The 18839-nt window shown below is 39.1% G+C and carries 18 protein-coding genes; 14 read left to right on the top strand and 4 right to left on the bottom strand.

Annotated features, from left to right (window positions below; genetic code table 11):
* Window positions 1–83 precede the first annotated feature (83 nt).
* The 5 genes from OZX68_05970 (at window position 84) to OZX68_05950 (ending at window position 5711) form a co-directional block, all read left to right on the top strand.
* A complete protein-coding gene (locus OZX68_05970) occupies window positions 84–2939 on the top strand; it encodes a DEAD/DEAH box helicase (protein ID WEV60464.1) in 2856 nt (951 codons plus the stop codon).
* 34 nt (window positions 2940–2973) lie between these two features.
* Window positions 2974–3501, top strand: a complete 528-nt coding sequence (locus tag OZX68_05965; protein ID WEV60463.1) for an AAA family ATPase — start codon at window positions 2974–2976, stop codon at window positions 3499–3501.
* An 88-nt stretch (window positions 3502–3589) separates the two neighbouring features.
* Window positions 3590–4138 carry a 16S rRNA (guanine(966)-N(2))-methyltransferase RsmD gene (rsmD, locus tag OZX68_05960; protein ID WEV60462.1) on the top strand — a complete coding sequence of 183 codons (549 nt, stop codon included), beginning with the start codon at window positions 3590–3592 and terminating at the stop codon, window positions 4136–4138.
* Between the two features lie 3 nt (window positions 4139–4141).
* Window positions 4142–4627, top strand: a complete 486-nt coding sequence (gene coaD, locus OZX68_05955) for a pantetheine-phosphate adenylyltransferase (protein WEV60461.1) — start codon at window positions 4142–4144, stop codon at window positions 4625–4627.
* Window positions 4620–5711, top strand: coding sequence for a PDZ domain-containing protein (locus OZX68_05950; protein ID WEV60460.1), 1092 nt, complete (start codon window positions 4620–4622; stop codon window positions 5709–5711). The genes coaD and OZX68_05950 overlap by 8 nt, the downstream gene beginning before the upstream one ends.
* A gap of 41 nt (window positions 5712–5752) precedes the next feature.
* Here OZX68_05950 and OZX68_05945 read toward each other — a convergent pair whose 3' ends face one another.
* Entirely contained in the window at window positions 5753–6094 is a 342-nt protein-coding gene (locus OZX68_05945) for a BlaI/MecI/CopY family transcriptional regulator (GenBank protein WEV60459.1), read from the bottom strand.
* Window positions 6095–6747: 653 nt separating this feature from the next.
* Between OZX68_05945 and OZX68_05940 the strand changes: the two genes are divergently transcribed.
* The 3 genes from OZX68_05940 to rlmN all read left to right on the top strand — a co-directional run bounded on the left by OZX68_05940 (window position 6748) and on the right by rlmN (window position 9918).
* A complete protein-coding gene (locus OZX68_05940; protein ID WEV60458.1) occupies window positions 6748–8082 on the top strand; it encodes a metallophosphatase in 1335 nt (444 codons plus the stop codon).
* Entirely contained in the window at window positions 8075–8776 is a 702-nt protein-coding gene (locus OZX68_05935; protein ID WEV60457.1) for a YutD family protein, read from the top strand. The genes OZX68_05940 and OZX68_05935 overlap by 8 nt, the downstream gene beginning before the upstream one ends.
* 71 nt (window positions 8777–8847) lie before the next feature.
* Window positions 8848–9918 (top strand): 23S rRNA (adenine(2503)-C(2))-methyltransferase RlmN, encoded by a 1071-nt coding sequence (gene rlmN, locus OZX68_05930; protein ID WEV60456.1) that lies wholly within the window; start codon window positions 8848–8850, stop codon window positions 9916–9918.
* A 47-nt stretch (window positions 9919–9965) separates the two neighbouring features.
* On the opposite strand, the gene OZX68_05925 is transcribed toward rlmN, so the two are convergent.
* Together OZX68_05925 and OZX68_05920 are read right to left on the bottom strand one after the other, a co-directional pair.
* Entirely contained in the window at window positions 9966–10736 is a 771-nt protein-coding gene (locus OZX68_05925) for a DUF4811 domain-containing protein (GenBank protein WEV60455.1), read from the bottom strand.
* A complete protein-coding gene (locus OZX68_05920) occupies window positions 10737–12251 on the bottom strand; it encodes an MDR family MFS transporter (protein ID WEV60454.1) in 1515 nt (504 codons plus the stop codon). It lies immediately after the preceding gene.
* A gap of 181 nt (window positions 12252–12432) precedes the next feature.
* Between OZX68_05920 and OZX68_05915 the strand changes: the two genes are divergently transcribed.
* Window positions 12433–13002: a TetR/AcrR family transcriptional regulator gene (locus OZX68_05915; protein ID WEV60453.1), complete on the top strand. Its 570-nt coding sequence runs from the start codon at window positions 12433–12435 to the stop codon at window positions 13000–13002.
* A 36-nt stretch (window positions 13003–13038) separates the two neighbouring features.
* Here the strand turns inward: OZX68_05915 and OZX68_05910 are convergent, their stop codons facing one another.
* Window positions 13039–13701, bottom strand: coding sequence for a DUF1129 family protein (locus OZX68_05910; protein ID WEV60452.1), 663 nt, complete (start codon window positions 13699–13701; stop codon window positions 13039–13041).
* Between the two features lie 126 nt (window positions 13702–13827).
* Between OZX68_05910 and OZX68_05905 the strand changes: the two genes are divergently transcribed.
* The 5 genes from OZX68_05905 to thrS all read left to right on the top strand — a co-directional run bounded on the left by OZX68_05905 (window position 13828) and on the right by thrS (window position 18823).
* Complete coding sequence (locus tag OZX68_05905) at window positions 13828–14256, top strand: YlbF family regulator (GenBank protein WEV60451.1); 429 nt, start codon at window positions 13828–13830, stop codon at window positions 14254–14256.
* Entirely contained in the window at window positions 14246–14491 is a 246-nt protein-coding gene (locus OZX68_05900; protein WEV60450.1) for a YlbG family protein, read from the top strand. The genes OZX68_05905 and OZX68_05900 overlap by 11 nt, the downstream gene beginning before the upstream one ends.
* Before the next feature lie 170 nt (window positions 14492–14661).
* The gene (locus tag OZX68_05895) at window positions 14662–16002 is read left to right on the top strand and encodes an Nramp family divalent metal transporter (protein ID WEV60449.1); all 1341 of its coding nucleotides are present in this window, start codon (window positions 14662–14664) and stop codon (window positions 16000–16002) included.
* Between the two features lie 307 nt (window positions 16003–16309).
* On the top strand, window positions 16310–16819 hold the full coding sequence (locus tag OZX68_05890) for a YkgJ family cysteine cluster protein (protein ID WEV60448.1): 510 nt from the start codon (window positions 16310–16312) through the stop codon (window positions 16817–16819).
* A 57-nt stretch (window positions 16820–16876) separates the two neighbouring features.
* A complete protein-coding gene (thrS, locus tag OZX68_05885; GenBank protein WEV60447.1) occupies window positions 16877–18823 on the top strand; it encodes a threonine--tRNA ligase in 1947 nt (648 codons plus the stop codon).
* Window positions 18824–18839: the final 16 nt, after the last annotated feature.

Raw genomic sequence — 18839 nt, 5'->3', positions numbered from 1 at the left:
AAAAACCCTGGATTTCCAGGGTTTTTTGATGTTATAACTCTTATTGGTGGATTTTTTTGAGTCTTCTTGTTAGTATAGTAGGGATGGATAAGGACTTAAATTTTAGGGTAGGTTCTTCAAGTTCAGCTGAAAGCTTTGAATCTGAACCAGCCCTTGTTACTAATAAAAAAAATACACACGAGACAGTTCTTGCAAGCTTGCTGGCTGAATTAAGAGACTGCCAAAGTTTTACTATTGCTGTGGCCTTTGTGACCATGTCGGGTCTTGCCATGTTAAAGAGCACTCTTTCGGATTTGAACGACAGAGGGATTCAAGGTCGGCTTATAACCTCGACCTACCTGGACTTTAACAGCCCACAAGTTTTTAGGGAATTAAAAAAAATACCTAACTTGCAGGTTCGGATAAATTTACAGGACGGCTTTCACCTGAAAAGTTACAGTTTTAAAAGGGCTGATAATTATAGGAGCTATCTGACTGGCTCATCCAATCTTACCGAAACGGCCCTAAAAATCAATTTAGAGTGGAATACTCTAGTTAAGAGGCCAGCAGCAAGTGATTTTTCAAGGCAGATGGACCAATCCTTTGAAAATCTCTGGGAGGAGTCAGTTGATTTAGACCAAGACTTTATTGACCGTTATCAAAAAAATTACAAACCCTTAGAAAAGACCTCAAAGTTACCTGCTGAATTATCTGATAGTAAAGTTGAAATCAGCCCCAATGTGATGCAACTTAGGGCCTTAAAAGGTCTTGAAGAGTCGCGTATCAATGGTTTTAAGAAGGCTCTTTTGATAGCCGCGACAGGGACAGGTAAGACCTACTTGTCAGCCTTTGACCTAAAAAAATTCAAGCCCCAAAAATTCCTTTTTGTGGTTCATAGGGAGCAGATTTTACGGGATGCTAGGGCCACCATTCAAAGGGTTTTAGGTGGAAATGCTAAAGATTATGGCTTTTATTCTTCCTTAAAAAAAGAGATTCATAAGCCCTATCTTTTTGCGACCATCCAGTCCTTATCAAGGGATGAAAATCTACTTGATTTTGCCAAAGATCATTTTGACTATATCATTATTGATGAAGCCCACAGGGCAGGGTCTGAATCTTATTTAAAGGTTCTTGACTACTTTACGCCAAGCTTCCTTCTGGGGATGACAGCTACTCCTGAAAGAAATGATGACTACAATCTTTTTGAACTTTTTGACTACAATATTGCCCATGAAATTCGCCTGGAAGCTGCCTTAGACCAGGGACTTCTCACCCCATTTCACTACTACGGGGTAGCTGATTATAGCCATGAGGGACAGGTGGTTGATGAAAAAAGTCCCTTGAAGGAGCTCCTAAATGAAGAGCGAATCGACTACATTGTCGAAAAAATGGCTTACTACGGAACCTCATCAGGCAGGACTTGCGGCTTAATTTTCTGCTCATCTGTTGCAGAAGGTCAAAGCTTGAGTCATCTCTTAAATGCTCGTGGATATAGGACATGTGCCCTTTCAGCTAGCGATAGCATTAGTAAGCGGACTCAGGCGGTTGAGGCTTTGGAGGAGGGTCAGCTTGACTATATCATCAGTCGGGATATTTTCAATGAAGGGATTGACATTCCAAGTATTAATCAGGTGGTCATGCTTAGAAATACTGAATCAAGCATCGTCTTTATCCAGCAGCTGGGCCGGGGGCTTAGGCTTTCTTCAGATAAGGATTATGTGGTTGTCCTTGATTTTATTGGAAACTATAAGAACAACTACCTGATTCCCATGGCCTTATCTGGCCATAAGTCTAGTAGTAAAGATAGTCTAAGATATGATTTATTTTCAAGTAATTATACCCCAGGTCTATCAACTGTAAACTTTGAAGAGATTGCAAGAAGTAGGATTTATGACTCCATCAATAGTGCCAAGTTGGATAGCATGAAATTCTTGCGAGACGCCTACTTCCACCTTAAAAATAGGATGGGACGAATTCCTAGGCTCATGGATTTTGAGCATTTGAGTGAAGCTAGCACCTTTACCCTAGCAACCCGCTATGATAGCTATCCAGGATTTTTAGCCAAGCTTGAACCGACCATTCCCCACCTAAGTTTTGAGGAGACAAGTATCCTTCGCTTTATGGGCCGGGAGCTTCTAGCTGGTAAATCAAGGAGAGAGCTTATTCTTTTAGGGTCCTTTTTAGGACAGGATTATTTGACTAAAAAGGAATTTTTTGAACTTTGTAAAACCCAGCAAGTCCTTATGGATGAAGAAATCTTTAGGACCCTGGTCAAGGTTTTAGATATGTCCTTTTGGGTTTCAAATTATGCCAAAACCTATTCAGTTCCACTGATAGATTATAGTGAATTAGAGGAGATGATTAGGCCAAGTTCCTCTCTTGTTAGGGCCTTAAAAAATCAGCTTTTCAGAGAAACTTTTGCAGATTATCTGGAGCTTGCCCTTTATAAAAACCGTGATTTTGACGGAGAAAAAATATTCACCCCTGCTAAGAAGTATGATAAAAGGGATGTTACCCGCTTTCTTAACTTTGACCACCAAGAGGTTGATTTAGCCATTGCAGGTTACAAAATTCGGCCAGACAGGAAAAAAATGATGATTTTCATCACCATGTCAAGGATTGATGGTCTTTCAAGCACTCAGACCCTTTATGAAAATAAATTTATTGGCAAAAATAGGATAAATTGGTTTTCTAAGGCCAAAAGAAGTCTTACGAGCCCTGAGATTGAGACCCTTTTAAATTATGAGGCTTACGGCCTTGAGACCTATATTTTCATAAAAAAATCAGATGCCGAAAAAGAAACCAGCTCCTATTTTGTTGGCCAGGCAAGGCCGCTCTTAGATACGGTTCGTGAATGTCATATCCCAAGATCAAATGGGAAGGTGGAAAAGGCTGTCGGAATTGATTTTGAATTTATAAGCCCTCCTGATGACGACCTTTTTAACTATCTGACCAGCTAAAAAGCCTTGAAGAAGGCTTTTGAAGAAAGGACTAATGATGAAATTGCTTTTACTAGGGCCACCGGGAAGTGGTAAGTCGACTTTAGCCAGAAAGCTAGCAGAAAGTTTAAATATACCAACCCTTCATTTGGATAAAATCTGGCATGAGACTGATTACTCCAAAGAGGCTGAATCAATTCTTAGAAGCCAGCAAGAAGCCTTTATGAAAGAGCATGATTCTTGGCTGATTGATGGCAACTACCTGGGGACTTTGGACTTAAGGCTAAGGGATGCTGATTTGGTTGTTGTTCTTGAGTGTCCCAGATACAAAAGAATTTTTAGGATTATTAAAAGGAGCCTTAAATTTAAGAAATCAAAGGCGACTCGTCCTGATATGCCTGAACAGTTCGAGGAAAAATTTGACGGGGAATACTTGGAATTTTTAAAAATTGCCTTTAACTATGATAAAAAATTATGGCAGGCCTTAAGAGATAACCATGTGGAGAATTTATTTGTTATTTCAAGTGCTTCTGAAAAAGAAGACCTCCTAGAAAAACTCAAAAAATTAAAGGAAGACCAGTAGTCACTTTTTCTTTCCTTTCCTAGCTTCTTGGCCGTTTTTTATGTCATATTTTATGGTAAAATAATGCAAAAGAAAGATGGAGATAAAAATGAGAGTAGTAGCAGGTGAATACGGGGGGCGTCCCTTAAAATCCTTGGAAGGAAAAACAACAAGGCCTACAACTGATAAGGTTAAGGGAGCAATCTTCAATATGATTGGGCCCTACTTTGATGGGGGTCAGGTGCTTGATCTTTTTTCTGGAAGTGGCTCCCTTGGCATTGAGGCAATTAGCCGGGGTATGGATCAGGCAACCCTTGTAGAACGTGATTTTAGGGCCCAAAAGATAATCAATGAAAATATTAAAATGACCAAGGAAGGTCAGAAATTTGACCTCCTCAAGATGCCAGCTGAAAAGGCTTTGAAGGCCTTAAGTGGTAAAAGAAAGTTTGATTTGATTCTTTTAGATCCCCCTTATGCCAAGGAGGAAATTATTAGGGATATAAATCTTATGAGGGAGCTTGATCTAATGAATGAGTCTGCTCTGATTGTTTGTGAGACTGATAAAAAGGTTGATTTACCAAAGGAGATTGCGGGCTTTGAATTAATTAAATCTAAGGTTTACGGGATTAGTAAAATCACCATTTACGAAAGGACTTAGCCCATGGAACACAAAAAAATAGGTCTTTTTACCGGGTCATTTGACCCCCTTACAAATGGCCACTTAGACATCATCAAAAGAGCCTCTAATCTCTTTGATATTTTATATGTTGGTCTTTTTACCAATGCCCAAAAAAATCCCCTTTTTGACCTTGAAAAGCGAAAGAAGATGATTGAGGAAGCTAGTAAATCATATGAAAATGTTCAGGTTATTAGCCATTCAAATATTTTGACTGCAAAACTTGCAAGAGATTTAAAAGTTACAAGCCTAGTTCGTGCTATCAGAAATAGTGAGGACTTAAATTATGAAAGTGAGATGGCTTTTTTTAACAAGAATCTAGCGGATATTGAAACCATCTTCCTACCAGTCAAGGCTGACTTGCAGTACATCAGTAGCAGTAGGATTAAGGAAATTTTTAAACTTGGTGGAGATGTGAGCTCTTACCTGCCCGAGAATATTTTAAAGGAAATGGAGAAGCTTAATGACTAAAGAGAAAAAGAAGGATTCCTTAGTGCAAAAAGAGGAAAAAGTCAGCCTTTTTTCATCCATTCATGTAAAAATATTTTTGGTGGGCCTTTTGGCCTTAATTGTTATGCTGGTACCCATTCCAGGTTACTATGTGGAGCTTCCAGGAACAACGGAAAATCTTTCTTCCATGGTCAAAATTGATGGAAAATCTGTGGATAAGGCAGATGGAAGCTTTAATCTAACCACTGTTGCCATTGGTCGGGCCAATCTTTTGAGTGTTATCAAGTCAAGGTTTACAAGCTTTGTAAGCATTTATACCTCAAAAGAGTTGATGGGAGACTCAAGTGATGAGGATTACAACCGAATGAATCTTTTTTACATGGAGAATGCCCAAAATACTGCCATTTATGAGGCCTTTAAACTGGCTGATAAACCCTTTGACCTTAAGTATATGGGGGTTTACGTCTTAGAGGTTACAGATGATTCGACCTTTAAAAATGTCCTTCATGTTGCAGATACCCTAACCCAGGTTGATGGTAAAAATTTTGAGTCTTCTAAAGATTTGATTGCCTATGTTGGCCAAAAATCCATTGGAGATCAGGTTGAAATAAGCTTTTTGGATAGTGGAGTTGACAAGAAGGCTGAGGGTAAAATCATCAAACTCAGCAATGGTAAAAATGGAATTGGAATCAGTCTGGTTGATAAAACAGAGGTTAAGAGTAGTCCAGAAGTTACCATCAATGCAGGTTCCATCGGCGGTCCTAGTGCAGGCCTTATGTTTACCCTTGAAATTTACGAGCAACTTACAGCTGAGGATTTAAGGCACGGCCAAAAAATTGCAGGGACTGGAACCATTGAGCACGACGGAGTCGTTGGTCGTATTGGTGGCATTGATAAGAAGATTGCTACAGCAAGTAAGAATGGTGCCAAAATCTTTTTTGCTCCAGACGATGAAATCACTGATGACATGAAGAAGGCTGATCCAACCATCAAGAGTAACTATGAAGAAGCCCTAGCAGCTGCTAAGAAATTAAAAACAGATATGAAAATTATTCCCGTTAAAAATGTAAGTGATGCCTTGACTTACCTTAGGGAAAATAAATAAACCTGCCCTAGTGGGCAGATTTTTTTATATGTCATGTATGTTTAGCTAATAATTTCTTTGATTTCTGCAGTTTTAGCGGCACGGTCGCTAACGTTTTCAAGAACAAGTGATACAAGTTTAGTAGCATCAAGTCCCTTGTATTGACGAAGAACAAACTCTTCTTGAGAGATAGTTGGAACATAAGTACGAGTAAGTACAGTACCTGAGTAAGTGATTCCATCAACTACAACAAGTTCCTTTTTAAGAAGTTTTTTAAGAGTGCTTTGGATAGTACTCATAACAAGAACGGGCTCAGCTTCAAGGATGTCTTTTGAAGTCATTGGAATATCTTTGTTCCAAAGGATGTCTAGGATTTCTAATTCTTTAGGATTAATTTTTTGCATGTCTATACCTCTAATTTTTATTTTAATAATCTTTTTGTATTATAACGACTAGTGTATGTAATAGTTTAACATATTAATTATAAAAATAATAAAATAAACTATTGTTTTTATAAAGTAATATTTATTTTTACAATATTTATTAAGAAAAAAAAGAAAAGTGACTTAATAAAACACCAGCCTTAGTATTATAGTATTTTTATTCAAAAAAAGGAATATTATTTTAGAAATGAAAATAAAATGTAACATTTACGGAAAAATATTCGTGTTTGGAAAGATAGTCAGATGTCAAAATATAAGAATTTTTTACTTACTAATCAGTTTAGGATAACTTTTATAAAAGATAGTTACCCGCGAAAATCCTTGTGATTTAAGGATTTTTTAAGCTATGACAGAACTTACAAGCTAATTTAATTTTTAAAAATTAATAAACTAATAATTACTAAAAATTGTTAGTTAAATAACTAACAATAGAAGATTCGGAAATTCCTTTTTAATTTTTCTAAATATTCTATCAAGAAAAAATATTCTATATCGACAAAAAATTTATTTATGCATAATTATTAATTTTATTATTAAATTGCAAAATTAGCACCATAAAACTGTAATCTCATTTGTGCTATAATTGATAGCAATATTGATGAAGGTAGGCTATCATGGAGCAGATAAAAATTTTACACATTAATGATCTTCATTCGCACTTTGAAAAAATACCAAAAATTGAACGTTTTTTCAGAGAAAATAGCGATGATTTGACCTTAGCTTTTGATATTGGGGACAATGTGGACCGCAGTCATCCTCTGACTGAGGCAACTTTTGGTCGGGCCAATGTTGATTTTTTAAATCGTTTAAATCTTACTGGTGCAACAATTGGTAACAATGAAGGCTTAAGTCTTGAACATGATGCCCTAAATCTTCTTTATGAGGATGCTAATTTTCCAGTCATTCTCTCCAACCTCAAGGAGGAGGGGAAAATCCCTAGTTGGGCCCAGGAAAAATTGATTATCGAGACAGAAGCTGGTATGAAAATTGGCATTCTAGGCCTTACCTACCCCTATCAGAGGGCCTATAATCCCTTTGGTTGGGAGATTGAAGATCCCCTTTTATCCCTTGAGCGGATGCTTGAAAATCTTGACTGTGACTTTGTTATCCTCCTTAGTCATTTGGGAATAAAGTATGATGAGGAGATTGCCAGTAAGTATGATATTGACCTAATTCTTGGGGCACATACCCACCATGTCTTTGAAGAGGGGATGGAAAAAAATGGAACCTTAATTGCTGCGGCTGGAAGTTACGGGGAGTATATCGGCCAAATTATCTTGAATTTTGGCGATGACAAGAGGCTCAAATCATCTGAAATAATTGCCCTGCCAACCAACAGCTTGCCTGCAAGAAAATCTGATTTGACAACTACAAATTCTTGGATTTTAAAGGGCGAACGCTTGCTTGGAGCCCGCGGTGATATCATACTAGCTCGTGACTTTCCAAATACTAGCCCAGATTATGAAGCCAGTCAGTTTATTGGTCAAATTTTTGCTGCCTATGCAGAAGTTCCTGCGGCCATCTTGAATAGTGGCCTTGTTGTTTATGGTTTACCCCAGAAGCTAAGTCCAGCTGAACTCCTTAAAATTTTACCTCATTCTATGAGACTAGTTCGCTTTGAGGTAGGTGGAAAAAGATTTAAGGAGATTTTAAAGGAATTAAAGGAGGTCTCAAAATTACTTAAGGGCCAGCCCATATATGGCATGGGCTTTAGGGGTAAGGCCTTTGGTGAGCTTGTTTTTTATGGCATTGAGCAAGATACAAATGGAAATTTTCTATATAAGGGCAAAAAAATTGAGGATGGTCTGAATTACTGCTTTGTCATGCCAGACCAGTATTATTTTGCCAAATATTTTCCCAGCCTAAAAGAGGGTGGTCAAGCAGAGATTTTATTTCCAAAATTTTTAAGGGAAGTTGTTTACAGCTATTTGAGGGAGAAAAATGGATAAAAAAAACATACCAGAAGAGATGAAAAATTATAATCGCTTCAAGGGGGAGGCAGTTATTTCAAAGGGTGATGATATTTTAATTGGGGACAAGGTTTTTAGGTTGGTCTACAACTACAAGGAGGCCTATGATTCCGAAAAATTAGCCCAAAGGTTTTCCGATATTTTGACCAAGTATGATTATATCTTAGGGGATTGGGGCCATGAGCAGCTTAGGCTTAAGGGTTTTTATTCAAGCTCCCGCAAAAAAATTCCTGATGAGCAAAAAATACTTGCGGCCCAAGATTATTTGGATGAATATTGTAATTATGGTTGTGCTTTTTTTATCATCAAGCGTTTGAGGGCCAAAGAAAAAAATAAAAGTGACCGTCCTCTTTATACGGAAAGGCAAATCAGGCAGGGCGAAAAATCAGCCAAGCCGTCCCTAGATAAGACAGAACTTAAACTTAATCTAGGACAAGATAAGGCTTCTATAATCAAAAATAGAGATCAGGATAAGCCAAGTAAGAATTCAAGCACTGGTAAAAAGAAAAACAATTTTAAACCAGCCCATGTGCAGGAGAGAAAATTCAAGGTTTCTGACAAAAAACATGAGCCTAGCAGAAGTAAAATCAGCTCAGACCGGCCAACGAGGCAAAATAAGGGAAGAAAACAGACTTTTACAATCATTCAAAAAGATGAGGAAGAATCTAAATAGAGCTATTGTCAACTTCTAAAAAAGATGGTAGACTATAAAGCTGACTAAATACAAAGGACAAAATAATAACAATGAAAAATTCAATTTACGGGCTAACCTTGGCTCAATTAACTGACTGGGTCTTAGAAAATGGCCAAAAAAAATTCAGGGCCAAACAAATTTGGGAGTGGCTTTATAGAAAACGTGTTGATGAATTTTCACAAATGACCAACCTTTCTAAGGATTTACTTAAAAAATTAGAAGATAACTTTGTGATTAACCCGCTTGAAGAAAAGGTTATCCAAGAATCAGCTGATGGAACTGTTAAATACTTGTTTGAACTACCTGATGGTATGCTAATTGAGACAGTTCTCATGCGTCAAAAGTATGGTCTTTCAGTTTGTGTAACCACCCAGGTAGGTTGTAACATTGGTTGTACCTTTTGTGCCAGCGGTCTATTGAAAAAACAACGTGACCTTACAGCAGGAGAAATTGTTGCCCAAATCATGCTAGTGCAAAAATACTTCGATAAACGTGGTCAAGATGAGCGTGTAAGCCATGTGGTAGTAATGGGTATTGGTGAACCATTTGATAACTACGATAATGTAACAAACTTCCTTTATACCATCAATGATGATAATGGTCTTGCCATCGGAGCTCGTCACATCACTGTATCAACTTCAGGACTTGCACCAAAAATCCGCGAATTTGCTCACAATGGTCTTCAGGTTAACCTTGCCGTTAGTCTTCATGCTCCAAACAACGATGTCCGTACAAGCATCATGCGGATTAACAGAAGTTTTCCAATCGAAAAACTGTTTGAAGCAATTGACTACTATATCGAAGAAACTAATCGCCGTGTAACATTTGAGTACATCATGCTTTCAGGTGTTAATGATCGTCGCCACCACGCCCAAGAGCTTGCTGACTTACTAAAGGACAAGAAGAAGTTAGTCTATGTTAACTTAATTCCTTACAACCCAGTAAGTGAACACGACCAATATTCACGCTCTTCCAAGGAAGATGTCTTAGTCTTCTATGATATTCTTAAGAAGAACGGAATTAACTGTGTCATCCGTCAAGAACATGGAACAGATATTGATGCAGCTTGTGGTCAGTTGAGAAGTAAACAATTAAAGGACGAAGAAAAGGTCTTAGTTTAGTATAAAAGAAAAAAACTCCAGGATTTCCTGAAGTTTTTTCTTTGTTTTTAATTGAGTCCTTTAAGGGCAGTATTGATTGATTCAAGGGCAAGTTTAGTGGTCTCAGCCTTTGTGAATGCTTCAATATCTTCCTTGCTGGCATTTTTATTTTGAGCCATGTATTCTGCAAGCTTTGTTTTAATAGCAGTTTCCAGGGCAGTTTTTTGAGCAGCTTTCTGCTCATCTGTTACACTGGCTTGTTTTTCAGCAAGTTTTTTAGCCTGATCAGCTGATAGGACCACCCAGCTACCCTTAGGAAGCTCAACAGTTGTCTTTTCAGAGATTAGGTTAATATCCTCATCATCTGACTTTAATTCAAATAGATTTTTATAGAAATCTGACTTATAAACCCAGTAGGTTTTTTGGGTAATGATACTTGCATTTTTAGCTGAATCTGATAATTCATAGCTGGCAGATTTTTTGACAGAGTTTATTATATCATCTTGATTGGGAACAAAGTGGGGACTGGCCTGTGCATCACTAGCCTGATCGCGATAAACTAGAGCATAATTTCCAGAGTCGCTACCGATTTGATTGGCAATCAGCATATTTACGGGAGAAGAAGTATCACCTGCTGTGAAAATATCACTTATTTCACTTGTGACAGTCTTCTCTTCCATTCCGTAGTGGTTTGACATATTAAGGGAAAGAAGACCCACTGCTCCAAAAAGTAAGATTGTTGAAATGCTTCCAAGAGTTACTCTTAGGACTTTATTCTTAAGAACCAGCCAACTTAGGAAGCTTAAAATTGTTAGGGCAACTATAATATAAAGTATCATTTATTTTTCTCCCTCACGATCTGTATTTTTCTCCCCCTTTAGGAAGAAGGCAAAGATTAGTCCGGTAACCGCAAAACTCAAACCAACAAGAAAGGCTACACGGAAGCCGTCCATTGAAGCTGTAAGCATCTGGCTGGCATACTCCATGGGATTTCCTTCCTTAAGGGAAGAAGCTGGTGTGTTGCTGTTAATGATATTTTGAACAATTGAGGTCAAAAGAGCGACAACGACTGATGAGGCAATCTGCCTTAAGGTGTTGTTAGCCGCAGTACCGTGGGTTACCTTATCAACTGGTAGAGCTGACATAGCAGACGTGGTAAGGGGCATCATAAGCATGGCTACAGCAAACATCCTAATTCCATATAAAACAACAATCAGACTAACTGGAGTAGTTTCAGTCAGAAAGACAAAAGGCAAGGTACCAAGTCCTAAGATGGTAAATCCAAGAATGGCCATCTTCTTAACCCCAACCTTATTATAAAGAATCCCATTCACAGGTGACATTAGACCAATCATAAGGGCACCTGGCAATAGGGCAAGACCTGAATTTAGAGGTGATAGACCGTGTACATTTTGCATATAGGTTGGAAGCATCATCTCAACTCCAAACATGGCCATGGTTGAAAGAATGAGCCCAATGGTTGGAATGGTAAATTCCTTAACCTTGAAGACCTTAATGTCAAGGAAGGGTTCAGGTAGCTTGAGCTGCCTAAAGGCAAAAATTGTGAGAAGTAAAACACCACCTGCAATGGGTGAAATAACGCGTGTAAAATCTCCCCAACCATGTGAGGCAACATTTGTGAATCCCCAGAGGAAGGCTCCAAAACCAACAACTGAAAGAATAAGAGATGGATAGTCAAGTTTGATATTCTTAGTTGGGATGATATCCTTCATCAAAAAGGGAGCAAGGACAAGGGCAAGAGCTATGACAATTGCCGGGATGATGAAGATGGTTCTCCAAGAGTTAGAGATTGTTAGGCCAAATAGGACATGATTTTTTTCAAGAATCCAGCCAGAAAGTGTTGGACCAATAGCTGGTGCCATACCAACTACAAGTCCGCTAAGTCCCATGGCAAGAGCACGTTCTTTAGGAGCAAACATGTTTAAAATAACAATTTGCATAAGGGGCATCATGATTCCAACAGCCACCGCAGCAAGGACACGCCCGACAATAAAAATCCACCAAGATGAGCCATTCTCAGGTGTTAAAGCTGTTGCTAGTATCCCGATTAATAAGGTAGCATAGGCAAAGATATGGAGCCACTTGGTTGATACCTTGGTAGCCAAGAAGGCCGATAGTGGAACCATGATTCCGTTAGCTAGAAGGAACCAAGTTGTTGCCTGTTGGGCAGTATTTAAGTTGATATCAAAAGCCTTCATGAGGGTTGGTAGGGCAGTCCCAAGTGAGGTCTGCATAAGGGCCCCTGCAAAAGTCGCAATCAATACCAGGAAGAGAACACCGTAGCGGTTATATTCTTTTCCATGAATGTCATAATTTTTGTTAGTCTCATTCATTTGATTTGTAAATCCTTTCTCAAAATTACTTAATAGTTCTTTATCTTTATAAAATAAAGCTTATAAAACTTTTTAAATTATAGGCTTCTTGCAGCTTATTTTCTAGTTCAAAAATAATCAATCTGTCTCAAATAAGACATATATTAACAATTTGTGCTAAAATACAAGGGTTGGAGGACTCATGGAATATAGTAAGAAGACACAAACAACTAGAAAAAAGATTCAGGCTGCCTTGATAAACCTTCTGGCCGATAAAAGATTCGACCAGATAACCATTAATGACATTGTAGACCAAGCTGAGTTGAATAGAAGCAGCTTTTATAGGTATTACGAAGATAAGTATGACCTAATTGACAAGATGGAAGAAGAGATTATAGCTGGGATGAAGGGCAGGAGGCCTGCCGAATTTAAGTATAATGACACAGAATTTATTAGGGCAAATATTGTTGACCACCTAAACTATCTAAAGCTTTATGCCAAAGAAATTAACCGCCTATTAAGTGATAATGCAGGTCCTAGTTTTTCTGAAAAGCTCAAAAAAGAGCTTAATCAAAGTTTTTTTGCGAGTAGGCACCTAGAGGTCGAAAGAAATGATAAGACCGTCCTTTTGGGCCTATATTCGGTTGATATCCTAATCCAAACCTTCAAGTACTTTACCAGCCAAACTAATGAATTGACTGCAGAAGAGCTTGCTGACTTGGTAACGGACGTTTATGTCAATGGATTTTTCACGGCCATAAGTAACTCATAAAAAAAGATGATCAGAGAGATCATCTTTTTATTTATTCTACTTACCTTGGTAGTTAGTCATTGAACTTTGAATATTATAATGCTTTTTAACAAAGTAGCGGACTACTAGGGCCACAAGACCAATTATTAGGGTAATAAGAGGGGTTGGGGTTGGATTGATTGCTTGCGGTAGGAGGGATGCAAGGACAAAAACTGCAATCCAGGCAAACATGGCAAGGGTCATGAAGGCAAATGATTTAAGGCGACTGCCTGATTTTTGGCTATCTTTTTTAGAAAAATTATTGTACATAAGGCTCATGATAAGACCTGCACCTGCACTCATGATTAAAAGAGTTATAATGCCGTAAGTTTGTGGATTTTTACTGAAAAGTCCAACTCCCCCATTGACCGCAGCCAAAACTCCAAGTAGTAGAAGGAAGTTATCAAGCCACATAAGGTACTTGTTGGTATTTACTGGCTTACCTTCAGTTTTAGTACTAGCTTCTTTTTTTTCGATGAATTTACTAGCAAAGACACTTGGGGTACCTAGGAAATTACGGGCAGGAATTCCCTTTTCCTGGTTGCTGATGATTTCATCAATATGTTCCTTGAAGATTTCATCTATTTGCTCCTGGCTTTTGCCAGCTTCGCTCAGCTGCCTTGAAACGGTGATTAAATAATCCTTGTTTTTAGCAGACAGTTGGTTAAAATATTCTTCCATGGTAACCTCTTTCAAAATTTCAATAATTAGTATTTTAACATAGAAATAGCCTTTTTTATAGTAGGGACTAGAAAAAATGATGGGGTTAAAACTATGTTCGATTAAAATATTTGTTATAATAAGAACATGTTAATTGTAAATGAAAGTTTAGCAAAAATAGATGATGTAATTGATAAAATAGTGGCAAGTTTTTTGACTTTCAATCAGGTTGACCACTATAGGAAGGCTAAATCGGCTTTTGAAGATGATTTTTTCCTTCAGGAACAAATCAAAAGTCTCCTAGAAAAAAATCAACTTTTGGCAGAAAATGAGGCTTATTTGCCCTATAGACCCGAATTAAAAGAGCTTCAAAGGGAGGTTAGAGGGCTTCAAAGGCAAATAAATCTAAATGAGCATGTTTATGAATTAAGGCTTGCAGAAAATGATTTACAGGGTCTACTAGCTGATTTAACCAAGGATATAGCAGCTACTATATCAGAAGATATAAGTATTGATGAGGGCCTACCTTTTTCAAAGAAGGGCCATCATGGAAAGGGGGGATCTTGTGGAAGTTAAGTTTGACCTGCAAAAAAGAAGGGCCTTGTATGTTTACTACAATAGCTACAAGCACGTAAGAAGGCTTAAAAAGTATGGAGACTTTATCTATACCTCAAAAAGACTAAGGTATGTAAAAATTTATGTCAACGAAGAAGGTTTTGAACAGGTAAAGGCTGAGCTTTATGGTCTTCACTTTGTTAAGGGGGTTGAAGAAAGCCTTATCCCAGACCTTGAAATGGATTTTTCCAAATAAAAGTAAGAATTAGGCTATTTGCCTAATTTTTTTCAAAAAAAGTTTAGGCTGGCCTTAATTTTTCTTTACATCTATAATTTAATCTTTTATAATGAACTGGTATTGAAAAGTAGGAGCTATATTTTAAATTGTAATGTTTTGACAAATAATCATTGAAAGGATTAGTAGTTGTGGAAAAAGAAAATAATTTTACCAGATACGCAAATGGCCCAAGTCTTGAAGAGATAAATGGGACTGTGGATGTGCCCAAGGACAATAATTTTTGGAAGAATCTCATGGCATTTTCAGGTCCAGGAGCCTTGGTTGCCGTGGGCTATATGGATCCAGGAAACTGGATTACCTCAATAGGTGGGGGGTCTCAGTACGGTTACCTCCTTTTATCAGTCATCATGCTGTCAAGTTTGATTGCCATGCTGCTTCAGTATATGGCAGCAAAACTTGGGATTGTAACAGGGCTTGACTTGGCCCAAGCAACGAGAAAGCATACCAGTAGAAGGCTTGGTTTCATTCTATGGATTATAACTGAGCTTGCTATTATGGCTACAGATATTGCTGAAGTTATCGGTGGTGCCATAGCCCTCAACCTCCTCTTTGGGATTCCCATTGTTTTTGGAGTTATCTTGACGGTCTTTGATGTCTTTCTTCTTCTCTTTATGATGAAGCTAGGCTTTAGGAAGATTGAAGCCATAGTCATAAGTTTGATTGGGGTTATTCTCATTGTCTTTGGCTACGAGGTTGCCCTTTCTAATCCAAGCTTTGCCTCAATCGTAGAAGGCTTCGTCCCTAAAAAACAAATCCTAAATCACGGGGAGCTTACAATGGCCCTAGGTATTGTTGGGGCGACAGTTATGCCCCATAATCTTTACCTCCATTCATCAATAGCCCAAAGTAGGAAGTATGACAGGCAGGATACGGAGAAGGTAGCACGTGCCGTTCGTTTTTCGACCTGGGATTCAAATATTCAGTTGTCAGTGGCTTTTGTCATAAACTGTCTACTTCTAATTTTAGGGGCTGCCATGTTCTATGGTACCAAAGAAGACCTTGGAACCTTTACAGCCCTCTATGACGCCCTTAAGGATAAAAATATTGCAGGTGATGTGGCAAGTCCCATCCTTTCAACCCTTTTTGCAGTAGCCCTTCTGGCCAGTGGCCAAAACTCAACCATAACAGGAACCCTTACGGGACAGGTTGTTATGGAAGGCTTCATTCATATGAAAATCCCAACCTGGATTCGTCGCCTGATTACCCGTTCTTTATCAGTAATCCCTGTTTTGGTTTGTGCCATCTACTTTAATGGCAATGAAGGTGCCTTGGATGATTTGATGGTAAGTAGCCAAGTTTTCCTAAGTATTGCCCTTCCTGTATCAATGATTCCCCTTGTTTATTTTACAAGTAGCGAAAAAATTATGGGAAAAAGATTTAAGAACAAGAAAATTCTTGCCCTCCTTGCTTGGGTGGCAACAATTGTTCTGACCATTTTGAATATCCAGCTCATTATTAGCATGTTTTAAAAACGACCTCAGGTCGTTTTTTTATTAGATAATTTAACTTGAAAAATTTGTTCAAATGGATATAATAAGGGTAAGACAACTTGTGCATTTAAGCTTTTAAAGCGAGATGGGGACGGTGGAAGCCCATTAAAGGGACTTGTTCAAGACTACTTAAGAAAAACACTTGGGAAACCTTGTGCGTGGGTCGCGTTAAGGCTTTAGAGGGGTAGTTTACCCAAACCTAGGTGGTACCACGTTACGACGTCCTAAGCATGGCTTGGGCTTTTTTTATACTCAAAAACCCAGATGCCGTGAGAAAGATGTAAAGATGATTAAAGAAATTGATAATAGAATAGATGTAGACTACTACAGGGACTTAGCCCTTCAAAAACGGAAAAGTCACGAAAAATTTTTGGCCAACCTTAAAAAGAAGAAGCCAAAAAATTTAGACAAACTAACCAAGGCCATCCATGAAGAGGTCTTTTCAGAAGTTGACTGTACCAAATGCGCCAACTGCTGTAAGGGGCTTGGTCCCTTATGGACCGAGGCAGATATTGAAAGAGTGGCTAAAAAAGAACGCATGAAACTTGCCGACTTTGAGGCTAGCTACCTACGAGTCGACGAAGATGGCGACAAGGTCTTCCAGTCCATGCCCTGTCCATTCCTAGGTTGTGATAATCTCTGTGACATTTACAGTGTCCGCCCCAAGGCCTGCCGTGAGTTTCCTCATACTGACCGCAAAAGGATTTATCAGATCAATCACCTAACCCTTAAAAACACAGAGTACTGTCCAGCAGCTTATCTCTTTGTTGAAAAATTAAGTGAAGCTATGAAATAAAGTACGACCGTGATGTCTTAAAACTAGAGAACAAGATAAAAATAAAAGGAGATATACATGGTAAAAATTACTTTTCCTGATGGTGCTAGTCGTGAGTATCAATCAGGTGTGACAACTTATGAAATTGCTGAATCAATCAGCAAGTCACTTGCTAAAAAGACTCTTGCCGGTAAATTAAACGGCCAACTAATCGACTGGGATCGCCCAATCACTGAAGATGGAAGCCTAGAAATCGTGACACCAGATCACGAGGCAGCTCTACCTTTACTGCGTCACTCTGCTGCCCACCTTTTTGCCCAAGCAGCCCGCCGTCTTTTCCCTAACATCAAACTAGGTGTCGGCCCTGCCATCCAAGACGGATTCTACTACGATACCGATAATGCCGAAGGTCAAATCACCAACGAAGACCTTCCACGCATCCAAGAAGAGATGATGAAAATCGTCAAGGAAAACTACCCTGCCATCCGCCGCGAGGTTACAAAAGACGAGGCTCGTGAAATCTTTGCAGACGATCCTTACAAGCTTGAACTTATTGAAGAGCATGCTGGTGAAGGCCTTACTGTCTATTCACAAGGGGAATTCACTGACCTTTGCCGTGGACCTCACGTCCCATCAACAGGCCGCATCCAAGTTTTCGACCTACTTAATGTAGCTGGAGCTTACTGGCGTGGAAACTCTGACAATAACATGATGCAACGTGTTTATGGTACAGCCTGGTTCGACAAAAAGGACATGAAAAAATACCTGAAAATGCGTGAAGAAGCTAAGGAACGTGACCACAGAAAGCTTGGTCGTGAACTTGATCTATTCATGGTCAGCCAAGAGGTTGGTAGCGGCCTTCCCTTCTGGCTACCAAATGGAGCTACAATTCGCCGTACAATCGAGCGTTATATCACTGATAAAGAGCTTAGCCTTGGATATGAGCATGTCTACACTCCAATCATGGCAGATGTCGGTCTTTACAAGACTTCAGGACACTGGGATCACTATAAGGAAGACATGTTCCCACCAATGGACATGGGTGACGGTGAAGAGCTCGTTCTTCGTCCGATGAACTGCCCACACCACATGATGGTCTATAAAAACCACATCCGTTCATATCGTGAACTTCCAATTCGTGTGGCGGAACTTGGAATGATGCACCGTTATGAAAAATCAGGAGCCTTATCAGGACTTCAACGTGTGCGTGAAATGACCCTGAATGATGGACACACATTTGTCCGTCCTGATCAAATTAAAGACGAATTCAAACGTACTCTTGAGCTTATGCTTGCAGTATACAAGGACTTCGGAATTGACGACTACCGCTTCCGTCTAAGCTACCGTGATCCTAAGGACACTCACAAGTACTTTGACGATGATGCCATGTGGGAAAATGCCCAAGCCATGCTTAAGGCAGCCATGGATGAGCTTGAACTTGACTACTTTGAAGCTGAAGGAGAAGCAGCCTTCTACGGACCAAAACTTGACGTACAGGTGAAGACTGCCCTTGGAAACGAAGAAACTCTTTCAACTATCCAGCTTGACTTCCTCCTTCCAGAACGCTTTGAGCTTGAGTACGTGGGAGCTGACGGCGAAAACCATCGCCCAGTCGTTATCCACCGTGGTATCGTATCAACTATGGAACGTTTTGTTGCCTATCTAACAGAAGTTTACAAGGGTGCCTTCCCAACTTGGCTTGCTCCAACTCAGGCAACAATCATCCCAGTTTCAAACGAAGTCCACGCAGACTACGCTTGGGATGTGGCAAATGCCCTTAAGGCCAAAGGAATCCGCCTAGAAGTAGATGAACGTAACGAAAAAATGGGTTATAAAATTCGTGCCAGCCAAACTTCTAAAATTCCTTACCAAATCGTTGTTGGTGACAAGGAACAAGAAGAAGGAACAGTAAATGTTCGTCGCTACGGAAGTAAGGAAACTAAGGTTCTTAAACTTGACGACTTTATCAAGGAAATCACTTCAGACATCGCAAACTACTCACGTACTGACCAAGTAGAGGCCTAAAAGGATCATCCTCCAT

Source organism: Streptococcaceae bacterium ESL0729, assembly GCA_029391995.1.
Lineage (GTDB): Bacteria > Bacillota > Bacilli > Lactobacillales > Streptococcaceae > Floricoccus.
Note: the sequence above shows the minus strand (reverse complement) of the source record. Positions and strands in the feature narration are given on the sequence as shown.